This window comes from Methanothrix harundinacea 6Ac (assembly GCF_000235565.1).
Lineage (GTDB): Archaea > Halobacteriota > Methanosarcinia > Methanotrichales > Methanotrichaceae > Methanocrinis > Methanocrinis harundinaceus.
Genome location: NC_017527.1, coordinates 1,729,830 through 1,751,763, shown reverse-complemented (window position 1 = coordinate 1,751,763; position 21,934 = coordinate 1,729,830). Strand labels below are relative to the sequence as shown.

Annotated in this window: 20 protein-coding genes; 12 read left to right on the top strand and 8 right to left on the bottom strand. The window is 60.6% G+C overall.

All coding sequences use genetic code 11. The features are described from left to right. The first annotated feature begins 12 nt into the window (after positions 1 to 12). From MHAR_RS08320 to MHAR_RS08305, 4 genes are read left to right on the top strand one after another with little or no spacing between them, the layout of a single operon-like run. On the top strand, positions 13 to 528 hold the full coding sequence (locus MHAR_RS08320; protein ID WP_014587171.1) for a 4Fe-4S dicluster domain-containing protein: 516 nt from the start codon (positions 13 to 15) through the stop codon (positions 526 to 528). Positions 529 to 559: 31 nt separating this feature from the next. Next, positions 560 to 2,617: a formate dehydrogenase subunit alpha gene (gene fdhF, locus MHAR_RS08315; protein ID WP_228369530.1), complete on the top strand. Its 2,058-nt coding sequence runs from the start codon at positions 560 to 562 to the stop codon at positions 2,615 to 2,617. 4 nt (positions 2,618 to 2,621) lie between these two features. Continuing rightward, entirely contained in the window at positions 2,622 to 3,086 is a 465-nt protein-coding gene (locus tag MHAR_RS08310) for a 4Fe-4S dicluster domain-containing protein (protein WP_014587169.1), read from the top strand. Continuing rightward, entirely contained in the window at positions 3,083 to 3,559 is a 477-nt protein-coding gene (locus tag MHAR_RS08305; RefSeq protein ID WP_014587168.1) for a 4Fe-4S domain-containing protein, read from the top strand. The genes MHAR_RS08310 and MHAR_RS08305 overlap by 4 nt, the downstream gene beginning before the upstream one ends. Positions 3,560 to 3,616: 57 nt before the next feature. On the opposite strand, the gene MHAR_RS08300 is transcribed toward MHAR_RS08305, so the two are convergent. Next, positions 3,617 to 5,161: an AMP phosphorylase gene (locus tag MHAR_RS08300; RefSeq protein WP_014587167.1), complete on the bottom strand. Its 1,545-nt coding sequence runs from the start codon at positions 5,159 to 5,161 to the stop codon at positions 3,617 to 3,619. A gap of 173 nt (positions 5,162 to 5,334) precedes the next feature. Here MHAR_RS08300 and MHAR_RS08295 point away from each other — a divergent pair, with 173 nt between their 5' ends. The 3 genes from MHAR_RS08295 (at position 5,335) to MHAR_RS08285 (ending at position 7,373) form a co-directional block, all read left to right on the top strand. After that, positions 5,335 to 6,138, top strand: a complete 804-nt coding sequence (locus tag MHAR_RS08295) for a shikimate dehydrogenase (RefSeq protein WP_014587166.1) — start codon at positions 5,335 to 5,337, stop codon at positions 6,136 to 6,138. Beyond that, positions 6,135 to 7,052 carry a prephenate dehydrogenase/arogenate dehydrogenase family protein gene (locus MHAR_RS08290; protein ID WP_014587165.1) on the top strand — a complete coding sequence of 306 codons (918 nt, stop codon included), beginning with the start codon at positions 6,135 to 6,137 and terminating at the stop codon, positions 7,050 to 7,052. The genes MHAR_RS08295 and MHAR_RS08290 overlap by 4 nt, the downstream gene beginning before the upstream one ends. A gap of 87 nt (positions 7,053 to 7,139) precedes the next feature. Then, positions 7,140 to 7,373, top strand: a complete 234-nt coding sequence (locus tag MHAR_RS08285; protein ID WP_143763360.1) for a hypothetical protein — start codon at positions 7,140 to 7,142, stop codon at positions 7,371 to 7,373. A 52-nt stretch (positions 7,374 to 7,425) separates the two neighbouring features. Here MHAR_RS08285 and MHAR_RS08280 read toward each other — a convergent pair whose 3' ends face one another. The 3 genes from MHAR_RS08280 to MHAR_RS08270 all read right to left on the bottom strand — a co-directional run bounded on the left by MHAR_RS08280 (position 7,426) and on the right by MHAR_RS08270 (position 8,948). Continuing rightward, on the bottom strand, positions 7,426 to 8,064 hold the full coding sequence (locus tag MHAR_RS08280; RefSeq protein ID WP_014587163.1) for a hypothetical protein: 639 nt from the start codon (positions 8,062 to 8,064) through the stop codon (positions 7,426 to 7,428). A 107-nt stretch (positions 8,065 to 8,171) separates the two neighbouring features. Next, on the bottom strand, positions 8,172 to 8,594 hold the full coding sequence (locus MHAR_RS08275; protein WP_014587162.1) for a phosphate-starvation-inducible PsiE family protein: 423 nt from the start codon (positions 8,592 to 8,594) through the stop codon (positions 8,172 to 8,174). 69 nt (positions 8,595 to 8,663) lie between these two features. Next, complete coding sequence (locus MHAR_RS08270) at positions 8,664 to 8,948, bottom strand: SemiSWEET family sugar transporter (protein WP_048144939.1); 285 nt, start codon at positions 8,946 to 8,948, stop codon at positions 8,664 to 8,666. 188 nt (positions 8,949 to 9,136) lie between these two features. Between MHAR_RS08270 and MHAR_RS08265 the strand changes: the two genes are divergently transcribed. Beyond that, on the top strand, positions 9,137 to 10,183 hold the full coding sequence (locus MHAR_RS08265; protein WP_228369646.1) for an ABC transporter substrate-binding protein: 1,047 nt from the start codon (positions 9,137 to 9,139) through the stop codon (positions 10,181 to 10,183). Here the strand turns inward: MHAR_RS08265 and MHAR_RS13450 are convergent. From MHAR_RS13450 to MHAR_RS08245, 4 genes are all read right to left on the bottom strand, one after another. Then, positions 10,168 to 10,401, bottom strand: a complete 234-nt coding sequence (locus tag MHAR_RS13450; protein ID WP_143763358.1) for a hypothetical protein — start codon at positions 10,399 to 10,401, stop codon at positions 10,168 to 10,170. The genes MHAR_RS08265 and MHAR_RS13450 overlap by 16 nt on opposite strands. A gap of 352 nt (positions 10,402 to 10,753) precedes the next feature. Then, entirely contained in the window at positions 10,754 to 11,488 is a 735-nt protein-coding gene (locus MHAR_RS08255) for an ABC transporter permease (protein ID WP_048144529.1), read from the bottom strand. 1 nt (position 11,489) lies between these two features. Continuing rightward, on the bottom strand, positions 11,490 to 12,353 hold the full coding sequence (locus MHAR_RS08250; protein WP_014587158.1) for an ABC transporter ATP-binding protein: 864 nt from the start codon (positions 12,351 to 12,353) through the stop codon (positions 11,490 to 11,492). 12 nt (positions 12,354 to 12,365) lie between these two features. Then, positions 12,366 to 14,411, bottom strand: a complete 2,046-nt coding sequence (locus MHAR_RS08245; RefSeq protein ID WP_014587157.1) for a magnesium chelatase subunit D family protein — start codon at positions 14,409 to 14,411, stop codon at positions 12,366 to 12,368. A gap of 286 nt (positions 14,412 to 14,697) precedes the next feature. Between MHAR_RS08245 and MHAR_RS08240 the strand changes: the two genes are divergently transcribed. The 4 genes from MHAR_RS08240 to bchH all read left to right on the top strand — a co-directional run bounded on the left by MHAR_RS08240 (position 14,698) and on the right by bchH (position 21,631). Continuing rightward, positions 14,698 to 15,771 carry a FecCD family ABC transporter permease gene (locus MHAR_RS08240; protein ID WP_014587110.1) on the top strand — a complete coding sequence of 358 codons (1,074 nt, stop codon included), beginning with the start codon at positions 14,698 to 14,700 and terminating at the stop codon, positions 15,769 to 15,771. Further along, on the top strand, positions 15,765 to 16,577 hold the full coding sequence (locus MHAR_RS08235) for an ABC transporter ATP-binding protein (protein WP_014587156.1): 813 nt from the start codon (positions 15,765 to 15,767) through the stop codon (positions 16,575 to 16,577). The genes MHAR_RS08240 and MHAR_RS08235 overlap by 7 nt, the downstream gene beginning before the upstream one ends. 138 nt (positions 16,578 to 16,715) lie before the next feature. Next, positions 16,716 to 17,837 (top strand): ABC transporter substrate-binding protein, encoded by a 1,122-nt coding sequence (locus MHAR_RS08230; RefSeq protein ID WP_187287798.1) that lies wholly within the window; start codon positions 16,716 to 16,718, stop codon positions 17,835 to 17,837. 17 nt (positions 17,838 to 17,854) lie between these two features. Further along, entirely contained in the window at positions 17,855 to 21,631 is a 3,777-nt protein-coding gene (gene bchH / locus MHAR_RS08225) for a magnesium chelatase subunit H (RefSeq protein ID WP_014587154.1), read from the top strand. Positions 21,632 to 21,934 lie beyond the last annotated feature (303 nt).

Here is a 21,934-nt window from a genome sequence, read left to right as displayed (position 1 = left end):
GGAGCTGAAGAGATGAAAGAGATCCTGATAAGGCCTGAAAGGTGCATGGGGTGTCGGTCCTGCGAGATCGCCTGCGCCGTCGAGCACTCCCAGGCCAAGAGCCTCCTATCCGCCGTCGCCGAGAGGCCGGCTCCGAGAAAGAGGGTCTACGTCGAGTTCGTCCCCGATTACTCCATCTCGGTCCCCATGGCCTGCCGCCACTGCGAGGAGGCTCCTTGCGTCTCCGTCTGTCCTACCGGAGCCCTCCGCCAGGACGAGGTGACCAGGGTCGTCACCCACAACCCCGAGGGATGCATCGGATGCTGGACCTGCGCGTCGGTCTGCAGCTACGGGATGATCGGGAGGAACCGGGAGGAAAGGGTGGCGATCAAGTGCGACCGGTGCCCCGACCTGGAGGTCCCCGCCTGCGTCTCCGCCTGCCCCACAGGGGCCCTCGTCTTCAAGGAGCTGGAGGAGTTCTCCGAGTCGAAGAGGGCTGAGTCCGCCCTGAAGCTGGCGAGGGGGATGGCCGCCGGCAGCGGCCGGTGAGGGCCCCCTCCGCCTTTTTAATTGAGGAGAGGTGACGATCATCATGGCCGACGACGGTCTTTCGCCCACAGTCTGCCCTTACTGCGCCCTGGGTTGCGGTTTTTATATTCGAAAGGGGGAGGGAGGGCCCGGGATCGAGTACATGCTCGACCACCCCACCAACGAGGGGGCCCTCTGCCCCAAGGGGAACGCAGCCCTGGAGGTGCTCGGACACCCCGAACGGCTCCGGTTCCCCCTCCTGAAGGCCGGGGACGGCTGGAGGAGGATCTCCTGGGAGGAGGCTTTGGCGCGGCTCGCCGGGGAGATCAAAGAGACGATCAGGGACTACGGCCCCGGAGCCCTCGGGTTCCTCGGTTCAGCGAAGTGCACCAACGAGGAGAACTACCTCTTCCAGAAGATGGCCCGCCTCCTGGGATCGAAGAACGTGGACTGCTGCGCTCGAAGGTGCCACTCGCCGACGATCCCCGCCCTCAACCGGGCCTTCGGCGCCGCCTGCATGACAAACCCCATATCCGACCTCGCGAACTCCGGCTGCATCTTCGCCATCGGGTCGAACTTCGCCGAGAACCACCCCCTCGTCGCCAGGTGGGCTCTGAGGGCTAAGGACCGGGGGGGGTTCATCATCGTCGCCGACCCCAGGCTCACCCCCACGGCCTGGCTCGCCGACCTCCACCTCCAGATCAATCTGGGGACCGACGTCGCCCTCCTCAACGGGATGATGAACGTCATCATCGAGGAGGGGCTCTACAACAGCAAGTTCGTCGAGGAGAGGACCGTCGGCTTTGAGGAGCTGGCGGATAAGGTCCGGTGGTATACGCCGGAGAGGGCGGCAGAGATCACCGGGGTCTCCGCCTCCTCGATCCTCCGGGCGGCTAGGATCTACGCCAGGTCCCCCGCCTCGGCGATCCTCTACTCCATGGGGATCACCCAGCACTCCCACGGGACGGATAACGTCACCGCCTGCGCCGACCTCGCCCTCATCTGTGGCCATCTGGGAAGGTCGGGGGCGGGGCTCTATCCCCTCCGGGGGCAGAACAACGTCCAGGGGGCCTGCGACATGGGGGTCCTCGCCGACTTCTACCCCGGCTCCGTATCCGTCAGCGACGCCGAGGGGATCCGCCGCCTCGAGGTGGCCTGGGGCGGGGCCTCCCTCCCGAAGGGGATGGGGATGACCGCCGAGGCCATGCCGGTGGCCGCCGGGGACGGGGACCTCCGCCTCCTCTACGTGATGGGCGAGGACATCGTCAACTCCGACTCCGCCTCGTCCCGGGGGAGGAGGGAGCTTGCGAACCTCGACTTCCTGGCCGTCCAGGATATATTCATGACCGAGACGGCGGAGATCGCCGATCTCGTCCTCCCGGCGGCGGCTTGGGCGGAGAAGGCGGGGTCTTACACCAGCACCGAGAGGCGGGTCCAGTGGTCGCCCCGGGCGATCGACCCACCGGGGGAGGCGAGGTCCGACCTCTCGACGATCATCCGTCTCGCAAACCTTCTGGGGCTCAACTTCGATTACTCCGGCCCCGAGGAGGTCCTGGCGGAGATCGGGAGGGTCGTCAAAAGCTACGCTGGAATCACCCGGGAGCGGGCCGGGGCCCGGGGCGGGGTGATCTGGCCCTGCCCCTTCCTCGACCATCCGGGAACCCCGATCCTCCACCAGGATGGGTTCTCCGCCCCGGAGGGGAGGGCGAGGATCTTCGCCGTCGACTACCAGCCCCCCGCCGAGGAGAGGAGCCAGGACTATCCCCTCCTCCTCACCACCGGCCGGGTCGTCATACACTACAACGCCGGGTCGATGACAAGGAGGAGCCTCTCCCTGATGAGGAGGGCTCCGGAGCTCTTCGTCGAGGTGAACCCCGGGGACGCCGACCAGTGGGGCGTCGTCGACGGGGACCTGGTGGAGGTGGAGACCCGCCGGGGGGAGGCCTGGGCGAGGGCCCGGGTGACGACCCGGCAGGAGAGGGGGGTCCTCTTCATGCCCTTCCACTTCCCCGAGACGAACACCCTCACCAGCGACGTCATCGACCCCGTGGCGAGGATCCCGGAGTTCAAGGTCGCAGCCTGCAGGATAGGCAAGATGAAGGGGGTCTGATCGATTGGAGATTTACGTTGATCTGGAAAGGTGCATCTTCTGCCGCGCCTGCGAGGTGGCCTGCGAGAGGGTCCACGGAACCTCCAGGATATCGGTGGAGGCGGTGAAGGACCGGGCCTCGGTCCCCGTCGCCTGCCACCACTGCGAGGCTGCGCCCTGCGCCCTCGTCTGTCCATCCGGCGCCCTAACCCAGGAGGAGGCGGAGGTCGGCTTTGAGGCCGGAAAGTGCACAAGATGCGGCCTCTGCGTAGTCGCCTGCCCCTTCGGGGCCGTCGATCTCGACCCCGCCTCCATGGTCCAGAAGTGCGACCTCTGTCCCGATAGGGAGGTCCCTCCGTGCGTCCTCACCTGTCCCGCGGAGGCCCTGATCTTCGGAGACCGGTTTGAGGCGACGGAGGTGCTGAGGAGGAGGGCGGCCTCGAGGATAGCTCAATCCTATGCCGCCTCCATCGGGAGGGAGAGGGGATGAAGGGTACAGAAGAAGGTCTCTTGAGGATCCTCGCCGTCGACGAGGATGAGTGCATCGGATGTCGGGCCTGCTCAAACCTCTGGCCGGAGATATCCGCGGCAGTCGGCCTCTCGGATCGAGGGGCTAAGCGGACGATCAGATTTCCGAGGTCTATCGAAGAGTTCGAGGCGAGGATCGCCGAGGGGCTGGTGGAGGCATGCCCGACGGGGGCGATCTCCTTCGGACTGGCCGACGAATTGCCCGGAGAAGAGAGCTTCGCCCTCACCTTCGAGATGGTCCGCTGCCGCATCTGCGGAAGGCCCTTCGCCACCAAAAAGGAGATGGAGTACATCCGGGATCGCCTCCCCGAGCCGGTTCAAGCGAGGGGCTCTGCCGCCTCGTGGATGGATCTGTGCACCGGCTGTCGCCAGGATGTGGGGCGGAACGCCGCGGCGAGGGGGCTGATCGTCGCCAGGAGCTGGCCTAGGAGGTGATTATTGAAGGTGGCGGTGAAGGGGACCATCCCTCTACCACCGGAGAACCTGGCGGGCTCATCTATCCAGGGTGAAGCTCCTCTTCGCCACCGGCCTCTCCTTCACCTCGTGGATCAGCATCTCCATCCCATCTCCGACGCCCACCACCCTCAGCCCCTCCAGCCTATCCAGGGCCCGCTGGAGGTTGTTGCCCCTCTCGGCGAAGATGGTGAAGAGGGGGTCCCCCTCCTCGACGGCATCCCCGATCTTCCTAGCGAGGAGGATCCCTGCTCCCTCGTCCTTGGGGCAGCCTGCAAACCTCGCCACCTCGGCGATCGACGAGTTGTTTATCCAGAGGAGGTGGCCGGACCTATCGGATCGGACGGTGAACTTGTGGTCTCCGACGGCTATATCCTCCGGCAGGACCTCCGGATCTCCCCCCTGGGCCTCGATGATCTCCCTCATCTTCTGCTCCGCCTTCCCGGACCGGAGGAGCTCCTCCGCCAGGGCCTTGCCGTCTTCTCTCCCTGCCATCTCCAGCAGGATCCCGGCGATGGCCGTCGCCTTCTCCGCCACGTCCCGAGGTCCAGGTCGGTTCATGAGAACCTCCATCGCCTCTTTCGCCTCCAGGGCTGGTCCTATGGCGCGGCCGATGGGCTGCTCGCCGTAGGTGACGGCGCCCTGGACCCTGATCCCCAGGCGGCTTCCGATCTCCATGAAGTCCTTGGCCAGGAGGTTCGCCTCCCCGATCGTCTTCACCTTGGCCCCCCTGCCGGTGGGGATGTCGACGACGAGGAGGTCGGCGCCGACGGCCCTCTTCTTGGAGATGATCGACGGCAAGAGGAGGGGGTCGATGGAGAGGGGGTACTCGACCCTGACGAAGATGTCGTCGGCCGGCGCCAGGTGGACGGAGCCACCCCAGACGATGCAGCCTCCGGCCTCCTCCACCACCGACCGCATCTCCTCGAGGTCGAGGCCCACCGGCATCAGGACCTCCGCCCGGTCCGCCGTCCCCGCCGGGGAGGTGATGGCCCGGGAAGAGGATTTCGGTATCAAGAGCCCCGCTGCCGCCACGAGGGGTACGACGAGGAGGGTCGTCTTGTCCCCAGGGACCCCGCCTATGGAGTGCTTGTCGACGATCGGCCCTCCGTCGAGCTTCATCGTCCTCCCCGTCTTGATCATGGCGAGGGAGAGGTTCGTCGCCTCGTCGAGGTCGAGGCCGAAGCTGTGGAGGGCGGTGACGAAGGCGGTGATCTCGACGTCGCTCAGCCTCTCCGCCACCGTATCCTCGACGATCTCCAGGACCTCGTCGAAGGCGAGCTTCCTCCCGTCCAGCTTGTTTCTTATGAAGTAGATCGAGTCGGGGAAGGGTGCCACCTCCACCTCGACCTCGGAGCCGTCGGCGAGGCCGAGCCCCTCCCAGACCCGTTTGCAGACGCCAATCCGGCCCGGCTCTATCATCTCCGTGGAGGTGTTGACGATGGCGGTCTTCACAATTCCGTCGAGCCGGACGGTCACCCTCCCCAGGGCCAGGACCCCCAGCCGCTCGGCGTCGTCTCCGTTCATGATGACGACCGATCTGCCGCCCGCCTCCAGCCCCAGGAAGATCGTTTTTAGTTTCATAAAGAGCCCTCCTCGTCCTTAGAAGATTGACCAGGTATAACAGATCAGTTTTATATTTGTATGGGCGGTTTGGATTTAGAGGTTTGCCCGGGGGCCCGATGGCCCAGAGGTCGGGTTTCTTCTCCCCTTGCCAAACCTACCCTTATTTACCCATAAAGATCAACTTACCCCCGATGTTGGTCTACGCCGTCTTCGGTGACCCCGTGGAGCACAGCCTATCCCCGGCGATGCAGAACGCCGCCTTCTCCGCCCTCGGCCTCTCGGCCCGCTACCTCGCCTTCCGCGTCAAAAAAGAGCGGCTCAAGGACGCTATATTGGGGGCCGAAGCGATGGGCTTTGGCGGCCTCAACCTGACGATCCCCCTCAAGGAGGCGGCCCTCTCCATCGTCGAGCCGGACGAGAACGCCGCGGCGATGGGGGCCGTCAACACCGTCGCCTTCGGCGATGGGATCCGGGGGTACAACACCGATGGTCTGGGGGCCCTGCGGGCCCTGGAGGGGGCCGGGGTCCGGGTCGCCGGCAGAAGGGTCCTCATCATCGGCGCCGGCGGGGCGGCAAAGGCGATCGCCCGCCAGCTCGCCCTCTCGGGGGCCGAGCTCTCCATCGCCAACCGGGACCGAGAGCGTGCCCTCGACCTGGCGGCCTCCGTGGGTGGGAGGGGCTACGGCCTCTCCGAACTGGACAGGCTCATCCCCTGGGCGGAGGTGGTCGTAAACGCCACCTCCGTCGGCATGAGAGAGGGCGACCCCAGGATCGTCGACGGCCGACTATTCCGGCAGGGGCAGATCGTCTTTGACATCGTCTACAACCGGGAGACCGAGCTCTTGCAGGACGCGGCCCGGGCCGGAGCCCGGATCATCGACGGGGTGCCGATGCTCGTCCATCAGGGGGCGCTCTCGATCGAGATCTGGACCGGCAGAAAAGCCCCAGCAGACGTCATGGAGGAAGCCCTTAGGGAGGAGCTGAGGAACCGATGAACCCGATCGATGGTAAAGCGGAGGAGACGAAGAAGATGCTGATCGTCGGCGGCACCGGCGGTACTGGAAGCTGGTTTGCCCGATTCTTCAAGGGCCAAGGCTTTCTCGTCTCCGTCTGGGGGCCGAGCGGCAAAGTCGAGGTCGCCGAGAGGCTCGGGGTGAGCTTCGCCTCCGACCTCCCGGCGGAGGTGGCGGCTAGCGACGTCGTCCTTCTCAGCGTCCCCATCCAGGAGACGGCGAAGGTGATCGAAGAGATAGCCCCCCGGATGAAGCCAGGGAGCCTCCTGATGGACGTCACCTCCCTCAAGAGGGGGCCGATGGAGGCGATGCTCCGGTGGGCCCCCCAGGGGGTGGAGGTTTTGGGGACCCACCCCATGTTCGGCCCCACCATACCGACCCTCCGGGGACAGACGGTGATCCTCGTCCCAGCGACGGGAAGGTGCGACTTCTGGCTCTCGCCGATGGAGGAGATCTTCCGGGAGGGGGGCGCCCGGGTGGAGATCCTCGAGGCCGAGGAGCACGATCGGATCATGGCCGTCGTCCAGGCCCTCACCCACTTCGCCTACATCTCCATCGGCTCGACCCTCAGATCCCTCGACTTCGACGTCGCCCGCTCTCGGAGGTTCATGAGCCCCGTCTACGAGATCATGATCGACTTCGTTGGACGGATCCTCGCCCAGAGCCCCGAGCTCTACGCCAGCATCCAGGAGAACCCCGAGGCGAGACGGGTGAGGGAGGCGTACATCCACGAATGCGAACGGCTCTCGAAGCTCGCCGACGAGGGCGACACCTCCGGCTTCATGGAGGCGATGAACTCCGCCGCCGACCACTTCTCCGGGACGGAGGATGCCCTGGCGAGGTCGGACAGGCTGATCAGCCTCTGGATAGACCGCCGAGAAGATGGACGAAGGTGACCAAGCGGTGCGCCCCTCCCCGAGATGGGGACGGCGCCGGGAAGAGATATCTCCTCCCAGATCTATCTGATGGATGGTGATGGACGAATGAATCCGGAAGAAAGATGCTTCGAGGAGAAGAAAAAACAGTCCGAGCCCCCAAGGCCCGCCTGCGCCTGCTCTCTGGGGCCCCGCCGCTCCTGGACCGTGGTCCTTCTGGGGATCCTCCTGGTGATCCTCGCCTACTCCCTGGGCTTCTCCCCCGGGGCGGTCCTGATCGTCGGGCTGATACCCCTGGCGATCCTCGCCGCCTCGGCTCTGGGCGGAAGCAAGCGGTCCTGAAGAGGCGGGAGGGCGGCCTCGACGGGGCCGAACCTGCCAGATCATGGCGGCTTTAGGCTGCGGGCCAGTGGCGCCTCAGCCCCTGGAGGGCCCCCCTCTTCGCCTCCAAGAGGGGGCGGTCGTCGAAGCCGCAGAGGCCGGAGACCCTATCGATGGGGAGAGACCCCACGAGATCGGCCATGAACTCCGTCTTCAGGGCCATCAGCTCCTCCGACGACCGGGCCCTTCTGACCCTCCTCTGAAACCTCCCTGCGAGATCCTTCACCCGGTCCGCCTGATCTCCCAGGGCGGCCCGGAGCTCCTCTTTCGGTATCGAGGGGGCCGATATCTGCCGCCCCCCCCGGAGGTCTTCCACCGCCTCCACCAGGTCGTAGTGGGCCATGATCGCCCGGTTGTAGGGGGTCCCAGCCTCGGTGCATCGGCCGTACCTGGCGGCGTATCCGCACCCCTGACAGTCGACGGCCCCGGGCCGGTGGATGGTGCAGAAGGGGCAGTAGACGGGGCTCAGAGGAAGCCTCTCCAGCATCTCCAGGGCCGACCTCTCCGCCAGCTCTAAAACCGCCTCTGTGCCTTCCGCACCCGCCAGGTCGGCCCGGAGTTCGGAGGCCAGGTCAGAGTAGCCGTCCGCCACCTCCTCCAGGGCGGCCCTGACCCTCTCGGGCGGATCGGTCCAATTATCTTCGGGGATCATGTCGTCTCTCCTCCACGGGGAGAGTTACGCCCCGATCGGATTAAAGGGTTCGCACCGGGTTGGATCCGACCGTGGTAGTAAAGCCTCGATCCGGCATGGGAGCCCGTCTACAGCCTGCACGCCTTCTCGTCCTGCTGGCTCTTCTTCACCAGGTAGTAGCCCGCAGAGAGGGAGACGACGATCGCCGCTATCCCGATCAGGGTCATGCTCGGAAGCTTCGTGACGTCCAGGATTATCACCTTCCTCGCGATGGCGATGATCGCCACCAGAAGGACGACCTGGACGTTGATAACCTTCTCAGCGAGGTATATCCTGAAGGTCTCGAGGAGCTCTATCCCTATCAGAACCAGGAGGAAGTACCCGAAGATCTCCAGGAGCTGGTCGATCCCCAGGAGGATGAGGGGAGGGGAGACGATCTCCTTTGCGACGATGTAAAAGAGCTCTGCCGTCGCGAGAAAGACGACCAGGGCCATCATCCAGGTGAGCAAGATCAGAACGGCGTTCTGGAACTTCGTCAGCATCTCCATCATGGAAATCCTCCTCTCAATGGCCGGCGATTGGCGATAAGCCTCACCCCGCCTCAAAGCCAGTTCTTCTTCTTATCTGAAGTATCTTCTGGTGAGGTATCTATTGGTGGTGTATCTGAAGTAGACGACGAGGCCGAGGGCCAGGATCGACAGGGATACGAAGTTGGCCACGATCAGGGGGGAGTTTTCGAGGTGGAGGCCGTAGGCGAGCCAGAGAGAGACCCCCAGACCCATCTGGACCATCATGAGGAGGCTTACGTCGTCCACGGACTTCGTCCTCACCATCTTCAAGAGCTGCGGCAGAAAGCCGAACATCGTCAGGGCTGCAGCGGCGTAACCTACGACTTCCCAGTCCATCGAGATCCCCATCTTTAGAGTATAGCCGAGGGTACAGGCTCCAGGGCTGCCGGATATGGGCGGGTCCCATTAATCCGGCTTTCGGTCTCCGCCTCAAATTACAAATTATCGACCGAAATTCTTATTAGTTAATAAAGATCTTCGAGATCTACATTAAAAAGCTGAAAGGTGGCTTGATTTTGAAGAAAGTGCCTTTGATCTTGCTTTTAACCCTGAGCGTCTTTTTGACCTCGGGGATGGCGGTGGCCGTCGATTATCCCCTGACCGTCACCGACTCGGCGGGGAGATCCGTGACGATAGAAGGCCCCGTTGAGAAGATCGTCGTCCTCAACTCCGATGCTGCCGAGGCGGTGAGCATCCTCGGGGAGGTCGAGAAGATCGTGGGGTCGGTGGACATCTCCTACAAGGCCCACTACTTCACCGAGTTCTCTCGCGACTGGGAGACGGTGGGGACCTGGAAGGAGTTCAACTACGAGAAGATAGCCGACCTCGGAAGGGAGGAGGACGGGGAGATGGGGGCGGGGATGCTGGTGATCTGCTATGCCAGCAAGGCGGCAGAGGTGGATGAGAACCTCGCCCCCTTCGAGGAGATCGAGGTCCTGGGCCTCGACCTCTACAAACCAGAGAACCTGGAGGAGGAGATGGCCCTCCTCGGAGAGGTCCTGGACCGGGAGTCTGAGGCCGAGGCCTACAACCTCTGGGTCGGCGAGAAGAAGGCCTCTGTAGTCGAGGCGGTCTCGGGGCTCGGTAGGCCCCGGGTCTACGTCGAGGGCGGGTCCGCCTCGGACCTGGGGGCCCTCTGGACCTATGGCCAGGGATCTGCCCCCTCCGAGATGATCGCCCTCGCCGGCGGGGAGAACGTCATCGCCGCGGATGAGGCGAACCCCAAGGTGGAATGGGAGACGGTCCTCGCCCTGATGCCCGAGGTGATAATCAAGGTCCCGGCGGCGATAAACCAGCTCGGCTGGACGAACACCACCGAGATGGAGGCCTTCGTCGGAGAGATCGAGAGCCGCCCCGGAGCTGACTCCACCCCCGCCGCGGAGGACGGCAGGGTCTACGTCATCTTCAGGGACATAACCCTGGGGACGGGAGCCGTCGTCGGCCTCACCTACTGGGCGGAGATGATCCACCCCGAGGCGGAGCTCGACCCCGAGGGGGTCTACCGGGAGTACCTGGAGATGAGGGGGCTAAAATACCCCGAGGAGAACTTCTTCGTCTACCCGGCGATCTGAAGATGGCCGGACCGTCGGGGGTGATCCGCTCCGCTGCCGGCCTCATCCCGGCAGCTCGACGGTTTTTTTGTAGCAAACCATAGTCTTCGATCGAGGGTCAGATCTCCGGAATCCTCGATATCGTCTCCCGCCATGCATCGACCTTCCGGAGGTTGAAAGTCGTACAGCATTCCACAACAGAAGCTCTCGCCAGCCTCGCCGTGCCTATCATTGATCAACCCCACCATCTCGAGGCGTGCGGCGTATACTCAACCATCGCCTCAGGGTCGGAGTCCCAGCGGCACCGCTCGCTCGCCCCCAGGAGCCGCCGGCCGATCTCCTACATCGCCCAGGCGTTCTCCACCTCGAATAAGCGCCCTATCTCGTCGTCAAGGACTGAGGTCCTAGCGATCTCGTCGAAGACCCAGTCGTCGACCTTCCAGCTCGTCGCCTCCGAGCCGCTGACCCGTCCGCCCTTACTGCAGGCGTAGCCGTTCCTGTAGAAATATAAAGCTCAGGATTATATCCTTAGACGATAAGCAATGAGCGAATCTTATAAAAATTTTAAGATGTTGTATATTAACTCTTTATTTATTCGCTAATCTGTCTCAGGGTCGCAATAGATGCCGCTAGGAAAAGGAAGACAAAGAGACATATGACAACAAAAGACGTCCAAGGGAAGGGTTGGTTCAGCGCTGCAGCCCGAAGGCATAGACTCGAATGGGTCAGGGGAAGGACATAAAGTCCTAGCTTTAGGGCACCGGAAACCTGGGATAGAGAGAAGAAAGTTCCAGCAAGAAAGGTCATGGGCAAAAGAATAAGGCTGCTGAAGGTGTTCATGTCTTCATGAGACTTGGCCAGAAGGGCCGCTAGCACCCCCAAAAATGAGAACGAGAGGCACGTTAGAACGAGGCTCACCAGGAAAAGGGGACCTAGGCTGAAGGTGGGGGACAGAAGGAGGGCAACGGCCAGAAAGGCAATGGAGCTGACCAGGCCCCGAAATACCCCGATCATCGCCTTGCCGAATACTAGCGACAAAGTGCTGATCGGCACCATGAGAAACTCGTCGAAGCTTCTAAAGAATAGCCGATCTACGTTCAGCCTCGCCCCGGCCCCGACGAAACTGCTGTTCATGGCCGTGAGAGCTATGATCCCCGGAATCACGAAGTCTAGATAGCTAGCCCCTTCGATGCTTATATCTCTCCCGAGGCCCCAGCCGAAGGCGAAGAGGTAGAGAATTGGGCTGACTAGGGTCGTGACGAGGTACCTCGTCATCCTTCGCCTCATGATCATCAAGTCGGCCCAGAGGATAGTGTAGAAGTCCATCTTACCCACCCACTACCTTTCGGCCGGTCAGCTCGATGAAGACGTCCTCCAGGTTCGACTCTCGGATAACTATATTTCCGAAATCCTGAGACTGAGTCTGAACATATTCAGCCGCCGAGGGCCGATCCGGAAAGTACAGGTAGCTTGTTTCGCCCCCCTTCCGCCTCGCCTCGACGGCGATAGATCCGACATCCCTGCAGAGATCTTCTGGCCTTCCGAGGGCGATCATATTGCCCTGGTGAATTATCCCCACCCTTTTGCAGAGTGCCTCAGCCTCTTCGATGTAGTGAGTGGTGAGAAATACGGTGGCACCATCAGAGTTCATCGCCCGGATCAGATCCCAGACTCTCCTGCGGGTCTGGGCGTCGAGCCCCACCGTCGGCTCGTCAAGAAATATCAACTTTGGCCGGTGTATGAGGGCACGAGCTATCATCGTCCTCCTCTTCATCCCCTCGGAGATCCTGTCGATCAGCTGATCCTGCTTCTCCGTCATCTCCACGTAGTCGAGAAGCTCGTCGATCCTCTCCTTCCGCTCTCTTCGGCCGATGTGGTGAAGGCGGGCGTGAAGCTCCAGGTTCTCCCTCACCGTAAGCTCCCTGTTGAGGCTCAGATGCTGCTGAACTATTCCGAAGCTCGCCTTGATATTTCTTCCGTCAGCAGCGACGTCAAATCCGTTGATCTCGACCTTTCCTGAGGTCGGCTTGGTGAGGGTAGTCAGCATCCTCATAGTGGTGGTCTTGCCGGCGCCGTTTGGACCGAGGAAACCGAAGAGCTCGCCCTTCTCGACCCGGAGGTCGAGTCGGCTGACAACCCTCCTTCCGGCATAATCTTTGGTCAGCTTATCCGCCAGGATCGCAGGCCTCATCTCTTACCCTCCTCAAAAATGGGCATTAGAAGCATCGATTAAGGTGTTGGCCTCGAAGAGGAGCTTCTCTTCCCGATCCACTATCTCGAATATGGCATCGGAGCTGAGGCTTGATATCCGATGGTAACGTCCTCCTGAGGCCACCGCTATCTCACGGCAGTACCCAAGCCTAATCTCCATAAAGGAACTCTCCACCACCTCCGTATCCACCACTATGGTGTGAACGCCGCTCATCCGGGCCTGCTCGGAGATTGCCATCAGCTCTTCTTTTATATTACCCCCCGTGGAGACGTTCGCTCTGCCGTCCGATATCAGAACCATTATCGGCTTCGTCTCTGAGTCCTTTTTGATCTCCGCCTGGAGGGCTCTCAGACCCTTGGCTATCCCCGAAGAGAGGGGCGTTTTCCCTCCGGTGGGAAGCTCTCGAAGCCTCTTCATCGCCAGATCGACGCTGGAGGAGGGGGGTAGCAAGACTTCCGCCTCCCCCTTCCTGAAGGCGACCATCCCCACCTTATCCCTCTTCTGATAGGAGTCCATCAACATCGATAGGATGGCACCCTTCGCCGATTCCATCCTCCTCACCGATCCCATCGATCCGCTCGCATCCACCACGAAGAGGACGACGGCAGAGACCTTTCTGACCCTCTCCTTCTCCCGGAAATCTTCTCCCCGTACGTTGACGGCGTTGGCCCCGCGGCGGCCTTTCTGGTGGGGGGCTGCGGCCCTGATCGTGGCATCGACAGCTATGTCCATCCCCCCCTTGGAGAGTCTGGAGTGAAGATACCTTCCCGAGTTTCGGAGGGATAAGGAGTTCATTCTCCTGCCCCCGGACTTTCTCCTGGCGACTCCGTCCCTTCGGCGGGGCATCTCCATCCTTCTCGGGTCTATGGGGTCGCCGATATCAAAGACCTTCTCCTCTCTGGGCCGTTGCTCTCTCCTGCTCCCCTCGCTCTCCTCCTGGTCGGTCTGGGGCCTTTCTTGCTGAGGCGCGCTCTTTTCTTCGGGCTCGTTACTCTCCGTCTCTTTCTTCGGCTGGTGTCTTTGGATGGACTCCTTGAGCCTCTCCTCATTCAGGGATGGGGGCTCAAAGGGCTTCGACCTCATCCGATGGGGAAGGGCTAACTTCATCGCCCTCTCCACATCCCTCTGTTCCACCCAAGTCCTCCCCTCGAAAGCTGCGATCGTCTTTGCGGTCCTGGTTATGACTATCTCGGCCCTGTGGCTCTTCACCCCCAGATCTATGCAGGCGGAGGCCATCGCCCTGAGGAGGTCGTCGCCGAGAAGGGCGTCGCTCAGGATCTCTTTTGCATCCATTATCCTCAGGCGTAGATCCTCCTGATGGACCCTCGCCCCCTCGGCAAAGCCTTCAGGGTCCCGTTCAAACTCCTCGGCGGCCTTCACAATCTCCATCCTCATGTCGACGTCGTCGATGCTCTCGACGTTGACCTGGAGGCCGAACCTGTCCAGCAATTGTGGCCGCAGCTCCCCCTCCTCCGGATTCATCGTCCCCACCAAGATGAACTTGGCGGGGTGGGCGACGGAGATCCCCTCCCTCTCGACGACGTTGACCCCCATGGCGGCCGAGTCCAGGAGGACGTCGGCGACGTGATCATCGAGGAGGTTCACCTCGTCGATGTAGAGGATCCCCCGGTTTGCCGCTGCCAGGATACCGGGATCCAGGGCCTTGATCCCCTCCTTTATCGCCCTCTCGACGTCCAGGGACCCCACCACCCTGTCCTCGGTGGACCCCAGGGGCAGGTCGACGACGGGAGTCCTCCTGGAGGCGACCTTCAGATTCTCCCCCCTCTCTTGGCACAGGTCGCACATCTCCTCCGGGTTGTAAGGATTGCAGTTGAAGGGGCAGCCCTCCACCACAGGGATATCTGCTAGAAGTTCTGCCAGGGCCCTTACTGCCGTCGACTTCGCCGTCCCCTTATCCCCCCTTATGAGCACCCCGCCTATCCGGGGGTTTATGGCGTTGAGGATGAGGGCGAATTTCATCTCCTCTTGGCCTACTATGGAAGTAAATGGAAGAGTCCTTCTCTTTAAATGGTGCATCGGTATTCACCTGATATTAGGGACCATATCATACTAAATGATATAAAACTTTCTTTCGTGTTACCAATTAAATAAAAATTTTACTAATATTATAGTTTAAGTATATAAGTAGCTATTGATGGCCCCAATTATTGATGCCGATATTTGATGTAACCGTTGGATTTTGCCTATTGATGAGGAAGATTATCGTATATAACCGATCTCCAGACGTGTTCAAGGCTAGAAATTAAATAGTAAAACTAATACCGCAAGAATTATTAATGAATAACTAGTCTATCCCGGTCTGATGTCACCAGGTACGCCGGCAGACGCCTCGGAGCTGAGGGATGAGTACTCCCGGTTCGTCGGGAGGAAGGTCCTCTTCATCCTCGCTTCGGTGGCCGGGATCGTGGTCCTGGCCGGGGTCGCCGCCACCCTCGGCTCCGCCAAGATCACCCCGGTCGAGGTCTACACCGCCATCCTGGCCCGGTTCTTCCCCGACACGTTCCAGACGACGAGCTTCATCGAGACGATCGTATGGCAGCTGCGGCTCCACCGGGTGCTGATGGCCATCTTCGCCGGGATGGGGCTAGCCGTCGCCGGGGCTGCGATGCAGGGGATCTTAAAAAACCCCCTGGCTAGCCCCTTCACCCTCGGGATAGCATCCGCCGCCAGCTTCGGGGCGTCCCTCGCCATCATCCTCGGGGCCGGGTTTGCCAGCGGTCAGTGGCTTATTGTCGGAAACGCGTTCATATTCACGATGCTGGCATCGATGACCGTCTACGGCCTTGCCAGGTACAAGGGGATCACCCCGGAGACGATGATCCTCGCCGGGATCGCCATCATGTACCTATTCAGTGCCATGACATCCTTCCTGCAGTACATCGGAAAGTCCGAGCAGGTCCACGAGGTGGTATTCTGGATGATGGGAAGCCTCGGCCGGTCATCCTGGGATAAGGTGGCGATAATTGCCATGGTGACCGTCGTCTGCACCGTCGCCCTCGTATACTTCGCCTGGGACATCAACGCCATGGGGGCCGGGGACGAGACGGCCAAGAGCCTCGGGGTGAACGTCGAGTTCGTACGGGTATTATGCATGATGCTGGCATCCCTCATCACGGCGAGCGTCATATGTTTCACCGGGACGATCGGGTTCATAGGACTCGTCGCGCCCCACATCACAAGGATGGTCGTCGGGGGGGACCATCGGTTCCTTCTACCGGCCTCGGCCCTCGTCGGCGCCCTCATACTCCTGGCCGCCGACACCGTCGCCAGGACCGTCCTCGCGCCGGTGATCCTGCCGGTGGGGATCATGACATCCTTCCTCGGCGTTCCGTTCTTCATTTACCTGTTCTTGAGAAGGAGGAAGGAGTATTGGTGAAGATCACCATCAAAAACCTCAGCTTCTCCTACGGCAGCAGGAGGATCCTGGATGATCTGAACCTCGTCGTCGGAGACTCCGAGGTCCTGAGCCTAGTCGGACCCAACGGATCGGGGAAGACGACCCTCATCAAGTGCATCGACCGGATCCTGAAGCCAAAAGGGACGATCATCCTGGACGGCGGCCGCAACCTCCAGAGCTTGAGCCGCCAGGAGGTGGCAAGGTTCATAGGGTACGTACCCCAGTCGACGACCAGCTCCCTCACCACCACCGTATTCGACACCATCCTCATGGGAAGAAGGCCAAGGATGGGGTGGAGGGTCGCCGAAGAGGATATCGACCGGGTAGTCGAGGTGATGAGGCTCCTCCACGTCGAGGAGTTCGCCCTCAAGGACTTCTCCGAGCTGTCAGGAGGCCAGAAGCAGCGTGTCCTGATCGCCCGGGCCCTGGCCCAGGAGCCCGAGGTCCTACTTCTGGACGAGCCGACATCCAACCTCGACGTCAAGCACCAGCTCGAGGCCATGGATACGGTCAGGTCCATTGTCAAGAAGACCGGCATATCCGCGGTGATGGCCATCCACGACCTGAACCTCGCAGCCCGGTACTCCGACTCCCTCGTGATGCTGAAGGAGGGGAGGATTTACGCCGTCGGGGACCCCATCTCCCTCCTGACCAAAGAGAACATCAGGACCATCTTCGGAGTCGAGGCGGTCGTCATGAAGGACCTAGATCGCCCTTACGTCGTACCGATCAGATCCCTGAACGGAGGCGAGAAGCGGGATCTATCTTTCAATAGATGGATGTAGATCTTGTGAATCTTTTAGCACTCTTTCAGAATTATTTGTGCTTTTATTGAGGAGGAAATAATAATGCGAAACTGGACATTGATGGTTCTGATTCTATCGATCTCCCTTTTGGGGATGGCAGAAGGAGAAAACGCTTGTATGAAGACTGTTCCCGGAGATCTCGACGGGGACCTGGTAGTCTCCGACGAGGAGCTGGATGCTGCAAGGGCAAATCAAGTCGCTGGCAATGTGAGCTCCGAGGAATTGGAAGAGATCGTGCACATCCAGCAGAGCTATCCCCGGACGATAATCGACGGGAGAGGGATGGAGGTGACGATTTATAGGCCCGTGGAGAGGGCGGTATGCACCACTCCCCAGCAGCTTGAGACCCTCCGCTCCATCAAGGTGCCAAAAGAGACGATAGTGGGCGTGCCCCAGGACATGGAGAGGTACTCTTACCTCTCGGAGTTCGCGGATCTTCCCAGCATCGGCCACTTCTACGAGTTCGACCTGGAGACGATCCTGGCCCTAGAGCCGGACGTGGTGATAGTCCACCCTGGCCCAGGACCATCCGGAGGCTTTGACGAGCTTTTGTCGAAGCTGGATGCCTCGGGGCTCACCGTCTTCAGGTTCAGGTGCAACGTCCCCGAGACCTACTCCGAGGACGTGGAGAAGCTCGGAATCCTCTTCGAGCGGGGGACCGAGGCCCGGGAGTTCCTCGACTTTTATGAGGGTGTTTTGGGTTCGGTGGAGGATGAGGTGAGCGAAATCCCCGAGGATGAGAGGCCAATGGTCTACTGCGAGTACGACGTCTATAAGACCTCCCCCTCGGACGTCTACCCGATAACGATGGCCGGGGGGAGGTACATCTTCGAAGGTGCGGGCCCTGTGAGGGAGGTGGACCCCGAGGCCGTGATCGCCGCGAACCCCGACGTCATCATCAGGCTCGTCTCCTACGACGACTTCGACGCCAAGGCGGCGGGGGACTACTCAAGGTTGAAGGCCGCAAGGGAAGAAGTGATGAACAAGACGGAGCTCCAGGGGGTGAAGGCGGTCCAGGAGGAACGGGTCTACGCCATGGCCGCCCCCTTCTGGACTTACCTTCCATACTGCAGTTGCAGGTACTTCGTCGGGATCGAGCAGATGGCCAAGTGGTTCCATCCGGGCCTCTTTGGGGATATCGATCCCGTAGAGACCCACCAGAGGTACCTCTCGGAGTTTCAGGGCCTAGACTACGACCTATCGGAGAGGGGGGCCTTCGTCTACCCCTCTTCAGATTGATCTATGGAGCATGATCCATGAAGGTCGCCTTCATATCGACGGTCCCGGCCAAGAGCCTCGCCCTCGCCGCCCAGGAGATCCAGGCAGAGTTCCGCCTCGACCTGGACCTCAAGATCTACTACCCCCGCACGATCGACGAAGAAGAGGTGGATGAGGTGCTTCTTCGAGAGGATCTGAAGAGGTCTGACGCCGTCTTCGTCGACATAAGGGGAGAGGGGCACGCGAGCGAGGTCGTCTACAACGCCCTGAAAGACGAGAAGAATATCGTCGTGAACCTATCGAGCCCCTTCTCTCGGATGATGAGGATAACGAGGCTCGGTTCCTTTTCTGGAAGCCGGCTGGCTGACCGCATAAATCCCGGGGAAGTGAGGGACCCCGAGGAGGTCTGGAAGAAGATCCAGAGGGCCGAGAGCCTGATGGCCACCGCTGGGAAGTTGGTGCCCGTGGGCCCGATGAAGGATACGTCAAGCTACGTCAAGATCGCACGGTACTGGAGATATGGCGGAAAAGAGAACTACCGAAACCTTCTCCTCCACTTCCTGAACGAGCACCTTGGCTGCGATCTACCGAAGGCTAAAGATCCCCAGGAGTTCCCCAAGTACGGGATATACCATCCGGTTTATGGTAGCTTCGATGACCTCGATGAATTTCTAGAGAGCTCCGGCTTCTCAGAAGATAGGCCTACGATCGGTTACCTCTTCTACGGGAATATGCACTTCGACCAGTGCCAGTCGACGCTGAAGGCCCTGGCAGAGAAGCTGGGCGACGTGAACCTGGTGCCGGTCTACTCGGACGGGATCCACAACCTCCGGGCCATGAGGAAGTTCTTCTTTAAAGATGGTCGGTCGATCATTGACGCCCTCGTGAACCTCACCTGGTTCAGGCTGAATGGAGGCCCCTTGGGAGGAAACCATCAGCTGACCCGGGACCTCCTCAAGGATCTGAACGTCCCCGTCTTCACCCCCGCCCCCATGTACAGCAGGGAGGTGGAGAAGTGGATGGAGTCGCCTACGGGCCTCTCACCCCCCGAGGTGATCATGGCGGTGATCTGGCCCGAGCTCGATGGCTGCATCGAGCCGATACCCGCTTGCGGCGTCCAGAGCTTCAAGGTCGGAGAGCTCGACGCCCAGGACGTGATCCCCATCGACGACCGGATATCCAGGATCGCCGCGCGGATCAGAAACTGGAACCGGCTCCGTAAGATGCCAAACGACGAGAAGAGGGTGGCGATCGTAGTCTACAACTACCCTCCGGGGGAGGCAAACCTCGGCCGGGCCTCGTACCTCGACGTCTTCAAAAGCGTCCGAAGGCTCCTCGAGAGGATGGCCGAAGAGGGCTACAGGGTCGACCTCCCCGAAAAGGACCTCCACCTGCTCTTCCAGGACTTTTCGATAGTGAACTCTGGGACCTGGTTTTCGAAGGATGAGACGCTGAAGAGCTGCCCCTCAATGAAGGCGGAAGGCTACCGCCGGTTCTTCGCCTCTTTGCCCGAGGAGATGGGATCGGATATGATCGAGTCCTGGGGCGAGCCGCCGGGAAAAGTGATGACCCTCGGCGAGGAGATCCTGATCCCGGGGATCGAGTTTGGGAACGTCTTCGTCGGGATCCAGCCCGCCCGTCCGCCCCTGGGGGATCAGGACCTCGCCTCGGCCACCCACGACAAGACGAAGCCGCCTCACCATCAGTACGTCGCCTTTTACGAATGGCTCGAGATGGTCTGGAAGGCGGACCTGGTCGTCCACGTCGGGACCCACGGCCTGGCCGAGTTCATGAAGGGAAAGGAGGTGGGGATGAGCTCTTCATGCTTCCCGGACCTTCTGATAGGAAACATGCCTCACCTCTACTTCTACCACGTCGTGAACACGTCAGAGGTGGTGATCGCAAAGCGCAGACTATACGGGACGATAGTCGGCTACAACTCGCCTCCCTACACGGCGTCCGACCTCTACGAGGAGTACGCAGAGCTTCAGGACCTCATCGACGAGCACTCCGAAGCTCAGGTCCAGGACCCTCAAAGGTGCGAGCGAGTCCGGGAGATGATCCTGGAGAAGGCGAGGGAGCTGAACTTCGAGGCCGAAGAGGTCGATCTTCTCCACGACCAGCTCTACGAGATGAAGCGGAGGATAATCCCCGACGGCCTCCACGTCCTGGGGGATAAGTACGATCCCGACGTCATGAAGCAGTTTGTCGTCTTCATCCTCCGTTACGACCGCGAAGAGCTGAAGTCCCTGAACAGGATCCTCGCCGAGTCCGAGGGGATCGACTACGACTTCGCCCTCAAAAATAGAGTGGGCTTTGCAAAAGATCTGGAGCAGATTGATGAGTGGTGCAGAAGGCTCGTGGATGTGGCCATCGATCTGTCGACAGAGGCCGCAGCCGATGAGAGCGGCCTATCGGGGGAGGGAAAAAAGGAGCTTATTAAGACCCTCAGTTACGGCCTGAGGCTGATGGAGAGCTACTCTCAGAACGGAGGCGAGCTTGAAAATTTCGTTCGGGGATTGGGAAGCGAGTTCGTCGAGCAGGGGGACGGAGGCGACGTCATAAGGTCGCCAGAAGTCCTCCCAACGGGCAGAAACCTCACCCAGTTCGACCCGACGAAGATCCCAACACCAGCAGCCTTCGAGAGGGGCGCGGAGATCGCCGAAAACACCGTATCCAAGTACATGGAGAAGAACGGCACCTGCCCCGAGACGACCGGCGTCATCCTCTGGGGCTTTGAGACGACCAAGACCGGCGGCGAGTCGGTGGGACAGATCTTGAGCTACCTGGGCGTAAAAGTCGAGAGGGCCCCCGGCTCCTTCGCGCCCAAGCTTTCCTTAGTGCCCCTAGAAGAGCTGGGCAGGCCCAGGATCGACTGTCTGGTGAACATCTGCGGCTTTTTCAGGGATATGTTCCCGAACGTGGTGGAACTTCTCGACCAGGCCTTCAACCTTGTAGCGGGGCTTGACGAGCCTCTTGATATGAACTATGTCCGGAAGCATTCCATCGAGAACCTGGAGAGGCTAAAGTCCGGAGAAGACGATGGAGGATCAAACCTAGATGAGAAGACACTCATCAGGATGGCCAACGGCAGGATATTCGGCCCGAGGGCTGGAGAGTACGGTACGAGAATGCTCCCTCTCGTCGAGGATTCTATCTGGAAGACGGAGGACGAGCTGGCCGAGGTCTACATCCAGTCGATGAGCCACCTCTATGCTAAAAACCTCCACGCCGTCAAGAGCGAGGCCGTATACAGGTCAAACCTCGCCAGGGTCGACCTGGTGTCCCAGGTGAGGGACACCCATGATAGGGAGATCGTCGACCTCGACCACTACTTCGAGTACTTCGGAGGGCTTTCTAACGCCGTTCGGACCGCGCGAGGCGAGCGGCCGGAGATGCTCATATCCGACACCACAGGCGAGGCGATCCAGACCGAGGACGTGAGGGACGCGGTGACGAGAGGAGTCCGGACGAGGCTTCTCAACCCCAAGTGGATTGATGGGATGCTCAAGCACGACTTTCACGGTGCCCAGCAGGTGGCTGAAAGGTTGGAGAACGTCTTGGGTCTCGCTGCCACCACCCATTCCGTCGATAACTGGATCTGGTCCTCCATCGCCGACAGGTACATCTTCGATGATGAGGTTCGCGAAAGGCTCCTCGAGAACAATCGGTTCGCGGCCGTTGAGATTGCGGAACGGCTCTTCGAGGCCGAGAAGAGGGGATACTGGGACGCAAGCGAGGAGGAGATGGAGAAGCTGAGGGACGCTTATCTCCAGATGGAGGGAGATATAGAGGAGAGCCTCGGCGAGAGGTGAAGCGATCTCTGCTAAGGCTGAGCCGATCGAATTTGAGGTCTCCTTTCCAAACCGAACAGCTTTAAGCGCACCGTCCCTGAGACGAGGGGGAGCTGCAACTCTTTTTATGAGCTTAATCCTCGCTCGATCGCGTTTTGTTGATCAGAAGGTTCATCCCCTTTGAATATCCAAATTTATGATGATATAGACATTCAATAACAAGATGATCGAAATAATTATAACTATGAAGGACATTTTAACTGAAAAACATGAATTGATACTAATTTAACTCTATTTAGTATTATTGAAGCTGGCATAGGTGAT

Coding starts and splice junctions, on each gene's coding strand:
- MHAR_RS08320 (WP_014587171.1), top strand. CDS start 13: ATGAAAGAGATCCTGATAAGGCCTGAAAGGTGCATGGGGTGTCGGTCC.
- MHAR_RS08295 (WP_014587166.1), top strand. CDS start 5,335: ATGTTGGTCTACGCCGTCTTCGGTGACCCCGTGGAGCACAGCCTATCC.
- MHAR_RS08285 (WP_143763360.1), top strand. CDS start 7,140: ATGAATCCGGAAGAAAGATGCTTCGAGGAGAAGAAAAAACAGTCCGAG.
- MHAR_RS08275 (WP_014587162.1), bottom strand. CDS start 8,594: ATGATGGAGATGCTGACGAAGTTCCAGAACGCCGTTCTGATCTTGCTC.
- MHAR_RS08240 (WP_014587110.1), top strand. CDS start 14,698: ATGTCACCAGGTACGCCGGCAGACGCCTCGGAGCTGAGGGATGAGTAC.
- MHAR_RS08300 (WP_014587167.1), bottom strand. CDS start 5,161: ATGAAACTAAAAACGATCTTCCTGGGGCTGGAGGCGGGCGGCAGATCG.
- MHAR_RS08290 (WP_014587165.1), top strand. CDS start 6,135: ATGAACCCGATCGATGGTAAAGCGGAGGAGACGAAGAAGATGCTGATC.
- bchH (WP_014587154.1), top strand. CDS start 17,855: ATGAAGGTCGCCTTCATATCGACGGTCCCGGCCAAGAGCCTCGCCCTC.
- MHAR_RS08270 (WP_048144939.1), bottom strand. CDS start 8,948: ATGGACTGGGAAGTCGTAGGTTACGCCGCTGCAGCCCTGACGATGTTC.
- MHAR_RS08280 (WP_014587163.1), bottom strand. CDS start 8,064: ATGATCCCCGAAGATAATTGGACCGATCCGCCCGAGAGGGTCAGGGCC.
- MHAR_RS08230 (WP_187287798.1), top strand. CDS start 16,716: ATGAAGACTGTTCCCGGAGATCTCGACGGGGACCTGGTAGTCTCCGAC.
- MHAR_RS08255 (WP_048144529.1), bottom strand. CDS start 11,488: ATGGACTTCTACACTATCCTCTGGGCCGACTTGATGATCATGAGGCGA.
- MHAR_RS08250 (WP_014587158.1), bottom strand. CDS start 12,353: ATGAGGCCTGCGATCCTGGCGGATAAGCTGACCAAAGATTATGCCGGA.
- MHAR_RS08245 (WP_014587157.1), bottom strand. CDS start 14,411: ATGCACCATTTAAAGAGAAGGACTCTTCCATTTACTTCCATAGTAGGC.
- MHAR_RS08305 (WP_014587168.1), top strand. CDS start 3,083: ATGAAGGGTACAGAAGAAGGTCTCTTGAGGATCCTCGCCGTCGACGAG.